Here is a 13995-nt window from a genome sequence, read left to right as displayed (position 1 = left end):
GGGAGGTGGCAGGCGGGCCTAGATCTTCTCCAGCAGGCGCTCCGCCTGGGCGCGCGCTTCTAGCGTGATCTCCGCGCCGGACAGCATGCGCGCAATTTCTTCGCGTCGTTCGATCTCGCCCAGTGCATGGACGCCAGTTCGGGTCACGGTGCCGTCGCTCGATTTCGCGATCAGCATATGGCCCGCGCCGCGCGCCGCGACCTGCGGGCTGTGGGTCACGACCAATATCTGGTTGCTCTGCGCCAGCCGCGCCAGACGGTCCCCGATCGCCGACGCGACAGCGCCGCCCACGCCCCGGTCGATTTCGTCGAAGATCAGCGTGTCCGCCCCGCCCCGTTCCGCCAGCGCGACCTTGAGCGCGAGGATGAAGCGCGACAGCTCGCCGCCGCTGGCGATCTTGACCAGAGGCGCGAAGGGCGCGCCGGGGTTGGTCGAAATTTCGAACTCCACCCGGTCCATGCCGTGGGCGGTCCATTGCCCTTCGTCCAGCGGCGCGACGATGGTGCGAAAGCGGGCGGCATCCAGCTTGAGCGGGGCAAGTTCCGCCGCGACCGCTGTATCCAGCCGGATTGCGGCCTCCCGGCGCGCTGCCGATAGAGCCTGCGCCGCCTGGCGATAGGCTGCTGCGCTTTGCGCGACCTGTGCCTCCAGCGCGGCGAGATGCCCCTCCCCGCCTTCAATCGCGGCCAGCTTTGCGGCCATCTCGTCCCGCAATGCGGCCAGATCGTCAGGCTGCACCTGATGTTTTCGGGCCAGCCCGCGCAGGTCGAACAGGCGGGTTTCGATGTCATCCAGCCGAGCCGGGTCGAAACTTAGCGCTTCTGCGGCCCCGGCCAGCCGATCCTCCGCCTCCCCCGCTTCGATCACCGCGCGGTCGAGCGCCGCCAGCACATCGGCCAGCGGATCATATTCATGAACGATCCGGTCCAGCCGCCGCGCCGCCTGCCGCAACTGGGCAAGGCCGCCGTCCGATCCGGTCAGGCAGTCGGTAACTGCGGACAGGTCGTCCGCCAGCCGCGCGCCTTTTTGCATCGTCGCGCGTTCGTCGGCCAATATGGCTTCTTCGCCCGGTTCGGGTGCGAAACGGGACAGTTCATCGACCGCGTGGGCCAGATAGTCGCGATCCCGCGCGGCGATTTCCACCGCTTCCCGGCTTTCCGCCAGCCTGTCGGCCGCAGCCCGCCAGGCGGCATAAGCGCCCGCCACCGCGCCGGTGCCGCAGCGGCCATAGCTGTCGAGCAGGCTGCGGTGTCCGCGTGGGTTGAGCAGGCCCCGGTCGTCATGCTGGCCATGGATTTCGACCAGCGCGCCGCCGACTTCGCGCAGCAGCGCAGCCGAGCAGGCCTGATCATTGATGAAGGCGCGGCTGCCGCCATCCGCCTTTACCATGCGGCGGATGATGAGCGGCTCGCCCGGTTCGACGTCTATGCCATTGTCCGCCAGCAGATTGACGGCGCGATGGCCGGATGCCGGGACTTCGAAGGTGGCGGAGACGCTGGCCTGCGCTTCGCCGTTCCGCACGAGGCCGCTATCAGCCCGCGCCCCCAGCGCCAGCCCCAGCGAATCGAGCAGGATCGATTTGCCCGCGCCGGTTTCGCCGGTCAGCACGCCCAGGCCTGCGCCGAACTCAAGGTCCAGCGCTTCGATCAGCACGACATTGCGGATGGAGAGATGTGTCAGCATCGCGCGAGCCCCCCTCCTTCCGACGCGTCTTCACGCAACCCTAGCCCCGGTGGCAAAAGGGATGGGAATGAAAGGGCGTCAGGCCGTCGCCCCATGTTCCTGCATGAGCTTGTAGGAACGCTGATACCATTTCGTGCCGGGATAGTTGCGCCCCAGCACCGCCGCCGCCTTCTGCGCTTCGTCCCGGATGCCCAGGGCCAGATAGCTTTCGACCAGGCGCTCCAGCGCTTCGGGCGTGTGGGTGGTCGTCTGATATTTGTCGATGACGGTGCGGAAACGCAGCGTCGCCGCCAGCCATTGGCCGCGACGCTGATAGAAACGGCCCACTTCCATTTCCTTGCCAGCCAGATGGTCGTTCACCAGGTCCAGCTTCAACCGTGCATCCGCCGCATAGCGGGTGTCGGGATAGCGGCGGATCAGTTCGCCCAGCGCGTCCAGCGACTGCTGCGTGATCTTCTGGTCGCGGGTAACGTCGGCAATCTGTTCATAATAGCAAAGCGCGATGAGATAATAGGCGTAGGGTGCGTCTTTATTGCCGGTGTGGATCGACAGGAAACGCTGCGAAGCGCCGATCGCTTCGTTGAAATCGCGGTTCATATAATAGCTGAATGCCGACATCAGCTGCGCGCGGCGCGCCCAGGGCGAATAGGGATGCTGGCGCTCCACTTCGTCGAACAACGCGGCGGCGAGCTTATACTGGCCGCGATCCAGCCGGTATTTGCCCGCATTGTAGAGCGTGGACACGTCCCGCGCGACATATTCGGTGTCGGCCTTGTTCTTGGATGTCGAACAGCCCGAAAGCGCAAGGGCGGCAAGCAGGACCGGAGCGGTGGCCGCGCCGATGCGCGTCATGGTTTTCGTCAGCATGGCCGGGTCATAGCCGAGCGAATGGCGCTCGCCAAGCGGCAGAATGCTCGGCAGGCACAGCCAAGCGTCACAACGCTCCCGCAGGCAGGTCGAGCCGCGCGACCACGCCGCCTTGCGGCCCGTGATCCAGTGCAAAATGGCCTTTCAACTGGGCGGCGAGCGCGGTCGCGATTTTAAGGCCGATGGAAGGACCGCTGCCCAGATCGAAGCCGGGCGACAGCCCTGCCCCATCATCACTGATTCTTAGCGACAATGCGCCGCTGCTATCCTGTAGCGTCACGGCGATGGAGCCGCCCCGGTCCGGCAGGCCATGTTCGATTGCATTGCTCACCGATTCCGCAACGATGATGGCGAGCGGGACCGCGACATGCGATTGCAGCGTCAATCCCGGCGGCGCTTCCACGCTGACCCGAATGTCGTCGCGGCCACTGGCGGTCAACACGTCCGCCGTCAGTCGGGTAAGGAAGGCCTGGATATCCTGACCTTCCTCCGCCGGGTCATAGAGCGTGCGGCTGATCCGACCGATCAGGGCCAGACGCCCGGCGGCGTCATCCAGCGCCGCGCGCGCCTGCGGATGGTCCACATGATTCGTTCGCAAGGCCAGCATCGCCGCCACGACCTGAAGATTGTTGGACACGCGATGCTGCAATTCATGGAACAGCAGTTCGCGATTTTCCGCCAGCACACGGCTGCGTTCGCGCTCCAATGCCAGGTTGACGTTCGCCTGTTGCAGGAAATGGATCAGCGCGATGTCCACCGCAGCGACCAGTCCATAGAAGCACAGCGCCAGAAACACGGCGGGATTGAGGGCAAATTCCATGCGGGGCGGAATGAAAACATACCAGGAAATAATGCCGCACAGAACCGTCGCGAAAATACCTGGCCGGACGCCAAAGAGGAAGGATGACAATATGACGACGGGAAAGAAGGCCACGAACGGGTAGCCGACGGGGAGGAAACCTTCCGCGAGCAGGCGACAGCCCAAAGCGATCAGACAGAATAGCCCGGTGAGCAGATAGGCATAAGCAGGATGGGGAAGAACAAGCGGCAGGCGCTCTACGAACCGTTCATTGGCACGCTGCATCAATTTCCCCTCAAAACAGGTGGCACAATATCAGAATTTTGCGCGCCGCCAATTGATGGAAATCAGAAAATGCCGATCTCATGAAAAAGGGGGCACCCTCATCGGACGCCCCCCCTTTGTCTGGTCATTGCAGAAGCAGAACGATCAGTCCTGCGTCAGGAAGTCCGGCAGGCCGGCGTTGGAGCCGTCGTCATTGCCCTTGCCTTCTTCACGCGGGCCACGGTCACGGCGCGGGCCGCGATCACCACCACGACCGCCACGGTCGCCGCCATCACGGCGAGGGCCACGGCCACGATCGCCACGGTCGCCGCGATCGCCACGGGGTTCGCGCGGTTCGCGGGCAGGACGGGTGTCCTCCAGCTCTTCGCCGGTTTCCTGGTCGACGACGCGCATCGACAGGCGAACCTTGCCACGCGGGTCGATCTCCAGGACCTTGACCTTCACTTCCTGACCTTCCGACACGACGTCGGTCGGCTTTTCGACGCGCTCATTCTTCATTTCGGACACATGGACGAGGCCGTCCTTGCCACCCATGAAGTTCACGAACGCACCGAAGTCGACGATGTTGACGACCTTGCCGTTGTAGATCTTGCCGACTTCGGCTTCCTCTACGATGCCGAGAATCCACTTCTTGGCGGCTTCGATCTGGTCGATGTCGGACGAGCTGATCTTGATGATGCCCTCGTCGTCAATGTCGACCTTCGCGCCGGTTTCCGCGACGATTTCGCGGATGACCTTGCCACCGGTGCCGATGATGTCGCGGATCTTCGACTTGTCGATCTGGATCGTTTCGATGCGCGGAGCATGCGCCGACAGCTCGGTGCGGGTCGACGACAGCGCCTTGCTCATTTCACCCAGGATGTGGGCGCGGCCTTCCTTGGCCTGACGCAGAGCGACTTCGAAGATTTCCTGCGTGATGCCGGCAACCTTGATGTCCATCTGCATGGTGGTGATGCCCGCTTCCGTGCCCGCCACCTTGAAGTCCATGTCGCCCAGATGATCTTCGTCGCCCAGAATGTCGCTCAATACAGCGAATTCCTTGCCTTCGAGGATCAGGCCCATGGCGATGCCCGATACCGGACGCTTCAGCGGAACGCCCGCATCCATCATCGACAGCGAACCGCCGCAGACCGTCGCCATCGACGACGAGCCGTTGGATTCGGTGATGTCCGACAGTACGCGGATGGTGTAGGGGAACTCGTCCTTGCTGGGCAGCACGGGGTGCAGCGCACGCCATGCCAGCTTGCCATGACCGACTTCACGACGGCCCGGCGCGCCGAAGCGACCGACTTCACCGACCGAATAGGGCGGGAAGTTATAGTGCAGCATGAAGTTTTCATAATAGACGCCATTGAGGCCGTCGATCATCTGCTCAGCGTCCTTGGTGCCGAGCGTGGTGGTGCAGATCGCCTGCGTTTCACCGCGGGTGAACAGCGCCGAACCATGGGTGCGCGGCAGGAAGCCGACCATCGCTTCGATCGGGCGGATCTGCGTCGTGGTGCGGCCATCGATGCGCTTGCCATCCTTGATGATGGCGCCGCGCACGATTTCCGATTCCAGCTTCTTGGTCAGCTTGATGCCGGCCATGACGGTCTGGGCATCGAGGCCTTCCTCAGCGAAGAACGCCTTCGCCTTGGCGCGGGCTTCGTTGATCGCGTTCGAGCGGGCCGACTTGTCGGTCAGCTTGTAGGCGGCGGTGATGTCCTTGCCGATCAGCTTCTTGAGCTTCTTCTTCAGGTCATCCAGGTCTTCGCCCTTGGCGACGTCCCACGGATCCTTCGCGGCCTTTTCAGCCAGCTGGATGATCGCGTCGACAATCTTCTTCGACGCTTCATGCGCGAACAGGACGGCACCGAGCATGACGTCTTCCGAAAGCTCCTTGGCTTCGGATTCGACCATCATCACGGCATCGCGGGTGGCGGCGACGGTCAGGTCGAGTTCACCGGTCTTCACCTCGTCCATCGACGGGTTCAGCTGATATTCGCCATCCTTGTAACCGACGCGGGCAGCGCCGATCGGGCCCATGAAGGGCACGCCCGACAGGGTCAGCGCAGCCGAAGCGGCGATCATCGCGACGATATCGGGCTCGCTTTCGCCATCGAACGAAAGAACCTGCGCTATGACGTTGATTTCATTGTAGAAACCATCGGGGAAAAGCGGGCGGATCGGGCGGTCGATCAGGCGGCTGGTCAGCGTTTCCTTTTCGGTCGCGCCGCGCTCACGCTTGAAAAAGCCGCCCGGAATGCGTCCGGCGGCGGAATATTTTTCCTGATAGTGGACGGTCAGCGGGAAGAAATCCTGGCCTTCCTTCACCGACTTGGCGGCGGTCACTGCGCACAGCACCACGGTTTCGCCATAGGTCGCCAGCACGGCGGCGTCGGCCTGACGCGCAATACGACCGGTTTCGAGCGTGAGGGTCTTTCCGCCCAGCTCGATTGATACCTTCTTTACATCGAACATAATGTTTTCCTTCGCCCGCCTGGCCCTATTGCCGGGCGGGGCCTTTGTTGGGCCAGTGACCCATGAGCGAGGAGCGTACTCCTCATTCCGTTCGCCCTGAGCGTGTCGAAGGGCTTTCTTTCTCTTTCTTCAAGAGAAGGAGTGGGCTTCGACTTCGCTCAGCCCGAACGGTGTGGGGAAAGTTCCCCGTTTCATGACGCCGTGCCGAATTGCCCGGAGCCATGTTGTCAGAATCAGAAACGGCCCCGACATGGGGGCCGCTCCTTCTTTAGCAGGCTTACTTGCGCAGGCCCAGCTTGCCGATGAGGTCGGTATAACGCGACCCATCTTTTTTCTTCAGATAGTCCAGCAGCGAACGGCGCTTGTTGACCAGCATGAGCAGGCCGCGACGGCTGTGGTTATCCTTGTGGTGACCCTTGAAATGCTCGGTCAGGTTCGAAATGCGCTCCGAGAGGATTGCAACCTGAACTTCCGGCGAACCGGTGTCGCCTTCGGCGCGGGCATGTTCCTTGATCAGCGCTTCCTTGCGCTCTGCAGTAATCGACATCGGCTTCCTTTCATTTTAGAGATTAAAGCCGCGCACCACCCGGATTTCCGGGCCACTGGCTTCGACCAGCGCGATGGGCGTTTCGCCCTCCATCGCCAGCATCAGGCCGGTATGCGGTTTCCCCACAAGCACCTTCCCCTGTCGGAGAGCCAGCGCATCGTCGGGAGAGACTGCGAGAGCCGGGATGTCGTCCAGCCCTGCGGTCAACGGCAGCATAAGCTGCGCGATGCCGCCGCCCCTAGCAGCTTCGTCCAATTTGTCCAGAGAAATTGCCGATTCCAGGGTGAACGGCCCGGCCTTCACGCGGCGCAACATGGTAACATGGCCGACGGTGCCGAGGGCGATGGCGATGTCGCGGGCGAGGCTGCGGATATAGGTGCCCTTGGATACGTGGGCGCGCAGGGTGACCTGGCTGATCCTCTCTCCCGGGAGAGAGGATATGGTGAGCGCGTGGATCGTCACGGCGCGCGTCTTCATCTCAACATCCTGCCCGGCACGCGCGAGATCATAGGCGCGCTGGCCGTCGATCAGGATCGCGGAATAGGCTGGCGGGGCTTGCTCGATCGGGCCGATGAAGCGGGGCAGCAGCACCTCCACCTCGCTGAACGTCGGCAGGTGATCGCTCTGCGCAATCACCTTGCCTTCGAGGTCCAGCGTGTCGGTTTGCGACCCGAACGCGATCGTGAAATCGTAAATCTTATCGCTGTCGAGCATCCGCCCGGCCAGCTTCGTCACTTCGCCCACCGCGATGGGCAACACGCCGGTAGCGAGCGGATCTAGTGTGCCGCCATGGCCGACTTTCCACTTGCCAGCCCCACTTTGGCGAAGGGCGCGCTTGACCGCGCTTACCGCCTGGGTCGAACCCAGGCCGTGCGGTTTGTCGAGGATGATCCAGCCGTGCATCGGATCAACGCAGCGCGTCAGCCCTCATCATCGGGCTGTTCAAGATCCTGCGCGACCTTGGGATTACGCAGTAGCTTGTCGATATGGCTACCCTCATCAAAGCTATCATCCGCCAGGAATTTGAGCTTTGCCGCATATTTGAGGTGTATGCGGTGCGCCACCTCGCGCTGGAGATAGGCAGTGTTGGTGCGCAGCGCCTTCAGCACCGCTTCCTCGTCCTGACCCAGCAGGGATTTCACGAACACGGTGGCGTGGCGCAGGTCCGGGGACATGCGCACTTCGGTGACGCTGACCACATGCTTGGCGAGCACATCGTCATGCACGTCACCGCGCTGCAAAATCTCGGACAGGATATGGCGCACCTGTTCGCCGACGCGGAGCAGGCGGACAGAGGGGCCTTCGGATGGTTGGACCATAAACCAAAACTCCCCCCTCCCTTCCAAGGGAGAGGCCGGGGGTGGGTGCGATTGCGTAAGCAATCGCCTAGGAGCCAGGTCGGAAGCTCGCGTTGCTCGCGCCTACCCCTAACCCCTCCCGCAAGCGGGAGGGGGACTTTATCGCATCATTACAGCGTACGCGCGCGCTCTTCGACTTCGAACAATTCGAGCGTATCGCCCGCCTTGATGTCGTTCGTGTCCTGCAGCACCGCGCCACATTCCATGCCCGCACGGACTTCGGACACATCGTCCTTGAACCGCCGGAGCGAGGCGATGTTGGTGCGCGATACGATGACATCGTCGCGGGTAAGGCGCGCGGCCAGACCCTTGCGAATGATGCCGTCGAGGACGAGCAGACCAGCGGCCTTGTCCTTCTTGCCTGCCGGGAAAACCTGAAGCACTTCGGCGCGACCGACGATCGTTTCGATGCGTTCGGGAGCCAGCTGGCCCGCCATTTCGCCACGAACTTCCTCAAGCAGGTCGTAGATCACGTCATAATAGCGCAGCGAGATTTTCTCGCGCTCCGCCAGTTGACGCGCCTTGGCATTGGGACGGACGTTGAACCCGATCAGCGGCGCGCGGCTGGCGGCGGCCAGGGTGACGTCGCTTTCGGTGATCGCGCCCACGCCCGCATGCAGGACGCGGACCTTGATCTCGTCAGTGGAGATGCGGTTGAGCGACGTCACGATCGCTTCGACCGAACCCTGCACGTCACCCTTCACCACGACCGGATATTCGATGACGGTCGTGTTGAGCGCAGAGAACATATGTTCAAAGCTGGTCGGGGCGGATGTGGTGCGCTTCTTGGTTGCCTGTTCCTGACGATAGGCGGCGACTTCGCGGGCGCGGGCTTCGTTTTCGACGACCGTGAGCTGATCGCCAGCACGCGGGACGCCGGACAGACCGAGCACTTCGACCGGGGTGGAAGGCCCTGCGGTCTTCACATTCTGGCCCTTGTCGTTGACAAGCGCGCGCACCTTGCCGCTTTCCGCGCCGATGACGAAGGTGTCACCGACCTTGAGCACGCCCTTGCGCACCAGCACGGTGGCGACAGCGCCGCGGCCCTTGTCGAGCTGCGCCTCGATCACATTGCCTTCGGCAGCGCGATCGGGGTTGGCGCTCAGTTCCATGACTTCGGCCTGAAGCAGGATCTTTTCGATCAGCTCGTCCAGGCCCGTCTTCTTGAGCGCCGAAACCTGCACGTCCTGAACTTCGCCGCCCATATCCTCGACGACAATCTCATGTTCCAGCAGGCGCTCGCGCACCTTTTGCGGATTGGCTTCGGGCTTGTCGCACTTGTTGATCGCGACGATCATCGGCACGCCGGCCGCCTTGGTATGATTGATCGCCTCAATGGTCTGCGGCATCAGCCCGTCATCGGCAGCCACCACCAGGATGACGATGTCGGTGACGTTCGCGCCGCGTGCACGCATTTCAGAAAAGGCTTCATGGCCCGGCGTGTCGAGGAAGGTGATGACTTCACCGCCCTTGGTCGTCACCTGATAGGCGCCGATATGCTGGGTGATGCCGCCGCTTTCGCCCGCGACCACATCGGTCCCGCGCAGCGCGTCGAGCAGCGAGGTCTTGCCGTGGTCGACATGGCCCATGATGGTCACGACGGGTGCACGCTGCTGGAGCGTTTCGGGCGCGTCAACATCGCCTTCAATGCCGATTTCGACGTCGGCATCGGACACGCGCTGGATGCGGTGGCCGAATTCTTCGACCAGCAATTCCGCCGTATCCTGATCGATCGGCTGGTTGAGCGTGACGGCTGTGCCCATCTTGAACAGGGACTTCACCAGATCCGCGCCCTTTTCGGCCATGCGGTTGGCGAGTTCCTGCACCGTGATGCTTTCAGGCACGATAACATCGCGCACCTGCTTGTCACGCGGCTGCGCGCCGCCCGCATAATGGGCGCGACGTTCCTTTTCGCGGGCGCGCTTGAGGGCGGCGAGCGAACGGGCGCGGGCGCTGTCATCGTCCGCCAGAGCGCGGGTGACGGTCAGCTTGCCCGACTGACGACGATTATCGTCGCCACGCTTGGCGCGATCCGGCTTGGCCGGTTCGGGACGCTTGGCCGGAGTGACCGGCGTAAAGCGGCGCGGCGGCGGAGTCGTGGCGGCTGGAGCGACGCTGGGCGCTGCTTCCGACGCAGAAGCAGCGGCCTTGGGCTCTTCAGCCGGAGCGGCGGCAGGTGCTGGCACCTCTTCCGCTGGCGGCGGTGCTTTGCTTTCTTCGTCGGCCTGGCGCGCGGATTCGGTCTCGGCCATTTCGGCGGCGAGTCGATTTTCCTCGGTCCGGCGCTTTTGATCTTCGCTGGCGGCAAGGCGCTGCGCGCTTTCGCGGCGGCGCGCTTCTTCCAGCGCGTTCATGCGGGCTTCCTCTGCCTCGCGCAGCAGCTTGGCCTGCAATTCCTGACGGGACATCAGGCTTTGCGCCGGAGCCGCACGTGCGGGAGCGACGGGCTGTGGCGCGCGGGCCTGAGGCGGCGGGGCGACCGGAGCAGCCGCTGCCGGTGCAGGCGTGGGATCAGGCTGAGGCGCAGCCGTGGGCGCGCCGGCTTCGCCCGGCTTGCCCAGAACGCGGCGCCGCTTCACCTCAACCACGACCGTATTTTTGCGGCCATGGCTGAACTGCTGCTGCACCTGGCCGGATTCAACGGTCCGCTTGATGCCCAGCGGCTTGCGGCCCAGAACCGGCTTGTCTTCCTTGCTGTCACTCATACGACTGAACTGTACCCTTCACTTACACCCGACCGGCAAGACCCGTCGGCGCCTTCATTCCATGCTCTTCAGGCGTCCAGCGCACCGGCGGAGTCCTGCTCCCCATGCACTGGCGTCCCGGTAGCGCAACCCAGATAGCTTTCCAAGCGGCCGATGGCCGCACGCAGACGCGACGCGGCACGCGAGTCGGTCACTGCGATATGGACGACATTATCTCGCCCCATTGCCATAGATAGGGCATTGCGGTCCACAGGCAAGACGATACCGGACAAATCCGTTCCTTCCGCTTCCCGTCCCACCCGATATGCCTGGTCCAATTTGCGGTTGCCATCGGCAGCGGCGTCAGCCGCGTGGAGCAGCAGCGCAACCATGCCCTTGCGGCAGGCGACGTCGATTTTTTCGGACCCGGTCAGCACCATGGATGCTTTCGCTTCCAGCCCCAGCCGGTCGAGCAGCGCCTTGCGCAGCCCATCCTCAATCAGGGCTGGCAGATTTTCAACAATCTGCAAGTCCCCGGTCTTGAACGCGCGGGCCAGTGCGCCCCTGAGCTTACCCTTGGTGAGCGCCTGTTCCAGTTCAGCGCGGGAAACGCCGATCCACGCGCCACGGCCCGGTGCCTTGGCGCGAATGTCAGGCAGGATTTGGCCATCGGGACCGCAAGCAAGGCGGACGAGCATGTCCGGGTCGGCGCGGTCGCCGGAAAGGATGCATTTGCGTTCGGTCATGTGCGCGCCTCCGCAAATGCAACTCGCATAGCTGCGAAGGGAGGAATGTGGTTCCACCGTTGCGGGCGCACGCACCCTCTGGGCTGGGCTCCTGCCTTCGCAGGAGCACGGCTGTCCTTTAACGCTAGTGGAGCGCTTAGCCTCTCATCGGGAAGTGACCGCAGCATGGGCGTCCTCCCCTGCACTTGACCCAGGCTTGGCAGCAACGGGCCGGTCAGAGATCAGCAAGCCGCCCGATCCGTAATTTTCCGTCGAAACCTCCGAAATCACCACCTGCACGGCAGCAGCCGACTTCCCCAGCCGCTGCACAAGCGACTGGGTAACGTCGGCGACGATGGCCGCTTTCTGTTCATGGGTGGCGTTTCCGGCCAGACGGATGTCGACAAAGGGCATGGAGGCTTAGGCTTCCTCGCCTTCGAACCAGTGGGCGCGCGCGGCCATGATGGTTTCATTGCCCTGTTCTTCGCTGAGGCCATATTCGGCGAGAATCCCGCCCTTGTCCTCAGACGTTTCGCTGCGGCGACGGCGCTGATCGACGCGCTTCTTCGCGATCAGTTCGTCGGTCGCAAGGTCGGCGAGATCGTCCAGCGTCTTGATGCCCGCCTTGCCCAGCGTCACCAGCATGGCTTCGGTCAGATGCGGCATTTCGGCCAGCGCGTCATCGACGCCCAGAGCGCGACGTTCCTCGCGCGCTGCAGCTTCGCGGCGGTCGAGCGCTTCCTGCGCGCGATTCTGCAGTTCGGCGGCGAGATCGTCGTCAAACCCTTCGATCGATGCCAGTTCGTCGATGCTGACATAGGCAACTTCTTCCAGCTCGCCAAAGCCTTCGGCCACCAGCAGCTGCGACAGCGTTTCGTCCACGTCCAGTTCGTTCTGGAACAGTTCGGAACGGCTGACGAATTCCTTCTGACGCTTCTCGCTCGCGTCGGCTTCGGTCATGATGTCGATGGCCTTGCCGGTCAGCTGGCTGGCGAGGCGGACATTCTGGCCGCGACGGCCAATGGCGAGCGACAGCTGATCGTCGGGAACGACGACTTCGATGCGTTCTTCTTCCTCATCAATGACGACGCGGGAGACCTGAGCAGGCTGCAGCGCGTTGACGACGAAGGTTGCCGTGTCTTCGCTCCAGGGGATGATGTCGATCTTTTCGCCCTGCATTTCCTGCACGACGGCCTGCACGCGGCTGCCCTTCATGCCGACGCAGGCGCCGACGGGATCGATGGAGCCGTCACGGCTGATGACGCCGATCTTCGCGCGGCTGCCCGGATCGCGGGCGGCGGCCTTGATCTCGATCACGCCGTCGTAGATTTCGGGCACTTCCTGCGCGAACAGCTTCTTCATGAATTCGGGGTGCGCGCGGGACAGGAAAATCTGCGGCCCGCGATTTTCGCGGCGCACGTTCAGGATGACCGAACGGATGCGATCGCCGACGCGGACGACTTCGCGCGGGATTTGCTGATCGCGGCGGATCACGCCTTCGGCGCGACCCAGATTCACGACGACATGGCCGAATTCGACCGACTTGACGACGCCGGTGATGATTTCACCCACGCGGTCCTTGAATTCTTCATGCTGGCGCTCACGCTCGGCGTCGCGGACCTTCTGGAAGATCACCTGCTTCGCAGACTGCGCGTCGATGCGGCCAAGGTCGATGGGGGGCAGCGGATCGACGATGAAGTCGCCGACCACGGCGTCCTTCTTCAGCTTCTGCGCCTGCTTGAGGTCAACCTGCTTGAAATAGTCGTCAACAGCCTCGACCACCTCAACCACACGCCACAGGCGCAGGTCGCCGCTTTCGGGGTCCAGCTTCGCGCGAATGTCGTTTTCCGCACCATAGCGCGCCCGGGCGGCGCGCTGAATCGCGTCTTCCATCGCTTCGATGACGATCGCTTTGTCGATCATCTTTTCGGTGGCGACGCTGTTCGCGATGGCGAGCAGCTCGGCCTTGTTGGCGGAAATGGCGTTGGCCATGGTCGTGAACCCTTACTCTTCGGTTTCGAACTCGTCCGCCCCATCGGAGGAGAGCGGCATGCTAGCAGAAATCAGTGCGTCGGTCAGTATCAGCTTGGCATCGCCGACCAGCGCGAAGGGGATGGCGACATCCCCGGCCTTATTATCGTGGAACTGGATGTCATCGCCTTCGACGCCTCTCAGCGATCCACGAAAGCTCTTGCGTCCCGCGACGATCTCCGTCGTCGAAACCTTCGCCTCATGCCCGGCCCATTCCATGAAGTCGTGCAGGCGGGTCAGTGGCCGGTCGATGCCAGGCGAGCTGACTTCCAGCCGATAGGCTTCCTCAATCGGATCGACTTCATCCAGAACGTCCGACAAGCGGCGCGAAATGGCGGCGCAATCTTCGATGACGAGCTGCTTCGTATCTGGCCGTTCGGCCATGATCTGCAGCGTATGTTCGTCACCGGACCCGAACAGCTTCACGCGCACGAGGTCGAAGCCGAGGGCCTTCACCTCCGGTTCGATCAGCGCGGTCAGTTCGGCGATGTCCGCCATGCAGTCTCCAACAAAATATGTGACTTCCCGCGCCGCAGGCGTTCCCGCCCGCGACCCT

The 13995-nt window shown here is 63.1% G+C and carries 12 protein-coding genes; all 12 read right to left on the bottom strand.

The features are described from left to right. Window positions 1-18 precede the first annotated feature (18 nt). Entirely contained in the window at window positions 19-1683 is a 1665-nt protein-coding gene (recN, locus tag FHS54_RS05510; protein ID WP_167302838.1) for a DNA repair protein RecN, read from the bottom strand. A 78-nt stretch (window positions 1684-1761) separates the two neighbouring features. Beyond that, entirely contained in the window at window positions 1762-2550 is a 789-nt protein-coding gene (locus FHS54_RS05505) for an outer membrane protein assembly factor BamD (RefSeq protein WP_167302837.1), read from the bottom strand. Window positions 2551-2617: 67 nt separating this feature from the next. Continuing rightward, window positions 2618-3634, bottom strand: a complete 1017-nt coding sequence (locus tag FHS54_RS05500) for a sensor histidine kinase (protein WP_167302836.1) — start codon at window positions 3632-3634, stop codon at window positions 2618-2620. Window positions 3635-3778: 144 nt separating this feature from the next. Continuing rightward, on the bottom strand, window positions 3779-6094 hold the full coding sequence (gene pnp, locus FHS54_RS05495) for a polyribonucleotide nucleotidyltransferase (protein ID WP_167302835.1): 2316 nt from the start codon (window positions 6092-6094) through the stop codon (window positions 3779-3781). A gap of 277 nt (window positions 6095-6371) precedes the next feature. Further along, window positions 6372-6641: a 30S ribosomal protein S15 gene (gene rpsO / locus FHS54_RS05490; protein ID WP_167302834.1), complete on the bottom strand. Its 270-nt coding sequence runs from the start codon at window positions 6639-6641 to the stop codon at window positions 6372-6374. 15 nt (window positions 6642-6656) lie between these two features. Then, complete coding sequence (gene truB, locus FHS54_RS05485) at window positions 6657-7544, bottom strand: tRNA pseudouridine(55) synthase TruB (protein WP_167302833.1); 888 nt, start codon at window positions 7542-7544, stop codon at window positions 6657-6659. A gap of 17 nt (window positions 7545-7561) precedes the next feature. Beyond that, window positions 7562-7960: a 30S ribosome-binding factor RbfA gene (rbfA, locus tag FHS54_RS05480; protein ID WP_167302832.1), complete on the bottom strand. Its 399-nt coding sequence runs from the start codon at window positions 7958-7960 to the stop codon at window positions 7562-7564. A 149-nt stretch (window positions 7961-8109) separates the two neighbouring features. Continuing rightward, window positions 8110-10704 (bottom strand): translation initiation factor IF-2, encoded by a 2595-nt coding sequence (infB, locus tag FHS54_RS05475; RefSeq protein ID WP_167302831.1) that lies wholly within the window; start codon window positions 10702-10704, stop codon window positions 8110-8112. A gap of 68 nt (window positions 10705-10772) precedes the next feature. Then, the gene (locus tag FHS54_RS05470) at window positions 10773-11429 is read right to left on the bottom strand and encodes a DUF448 domain-containing protein (protein WP_167302830.1); all 657 of its coding nucleotides are present in this window, start codon (window positions 11427-11429) and stop codon (window positions 10773-10775) included. Between the two features lie 144 nt (window positions 11430-11573). After that, window positions 11574-11822 carry a tautomerase family protein gene (locus FHS54_RS05465; protein ID WP_167302829.1) on the bottom strand — a complete coding sequence of 83 codons (249 nt, stop codon included), beginning with the start codon at window positions 11820-11822 and terminating at the stop codon, window positions 11574-11576. Window positions 11823-11828: 6 nt separating this feature from the next. Next, entirely contained in the window at window positions 11829-13400 is a 1572-nt protein-coding gene (gene nusA / locus FHS54_RS05460; RefSeq protein ID WP_167302828.1) for a transcription termination factor NusA, read from the bottom strand. Between the two features lie 12 nt (window positions 13401-13412). Beyond that, window positions 13413-13937: a ribosome maturation protein RimP gene (rimP, locus tag FHS54_RS05455; protein WP_167302827.1), complete on the bottom strand. Its 525-nt coding sequence runs from the start codon at window positions 13935-13937 to the stop codon at window positions 13413-13415. Window positions 13938-13995 lie beyond the last annotated feature (58 nt).

The organism is Sphingobium vermicomposti, from assembly GCF_011762025.1.
Lineage (GTDB): Bacteria > Pseudomonadota > Alphaproteobacteria > Sphingomonadales > Sphingomonadaceae > Sphingobium > Sphingobium vermicomposti.
The sequence above is the reverse complement of the archived record's forward strand: the minus strand, read 5'-3'. Positions and strand labels throughout refer to the sequence as shown.

Bases quoted from the DNA above. Each gene is read 5' to 3' on its own strand.
- rpsO (WP_167302834.1), bottom strand. From the start codon at position 6,641: ATGTCGATTACTGCAGAGCGCAAGGAAGCGCTGATCAAGGAACATGCC.
- pnp (WP_167302835.1), bottom strand. From the start codon at position 6,094: ATGTTCGATGTAAAGAAGGTATCAATCGAGCTGGGCGGAAAGACCCTC.
- nusA (WP_167302828.1), bottom strand. From the start codon at position 13,400: ATGGCCAACGCCATTTCCGCCAACAAGGCCGAGCTGCTCGCCATCGCG.
- recN (WP_167302838.1), bottom strand. From the start codon at position 1,683: ATGCTGACACATCTCTCCATCCGCAATGTCGTGCTGATCGAAGCGCTG.
- infB (WP_167302831.1), bottom strand. From the start codon at position 10,704: ATGAGTGACAGCAAGGAAGACAAGCCGGTTCTGGGCCGCAAGCCGCTG.
- rimP (WP_167302827.1), bottom strand. From the start codon at position 13,937: ATGGCGGACATCGCCGAACTGACCGCGCTGATCGAACCGGAGGTGAAG.
- rbfA (WP_167302832.1), bottom strand. From the start codon at position 7,960: ATGGTCCAACCATCCGAAGGCCCCTCTGTCCGCCTGCTCCGCGTCGGC.
- truB (WP_167302833.1), bottom strand. From the start codon at position 7,544: ATGCACGGCTGGATCATCCTCGACAAACCGCACGGCCTGGGTTCGACC.
- FHS54_RS05505 (WP_167302837.1), bottom strand. From the start codon at position 2,550: ATGCTGACGAAAACCATGACGCGCATCGGCGCGGCCACCGCTCCGGTC.
- FHS54_RS05500 (WP_167302836.1), bottom strand. From the start codon at position 3,634: ATGCAGCGTGCCAATGAACGGTTCGTAGAGCGCCTGCCGCTTGTTCTT.
- FHS54_RS05470 (WP_167302830.1), bottom strand. From the start codon at position 11,429: ATGACCGAACGCAAATGCATCCTTTCCGGCGACCGCGCCGACCCGGAC.
- FHS54_RS05465 (WP_167302829.1), bottom strand. From the start codon at position 11,822: ATGCCCTTTGTCGACATCCGTCTGGCCGGAAACGCCACCCATGAACAG.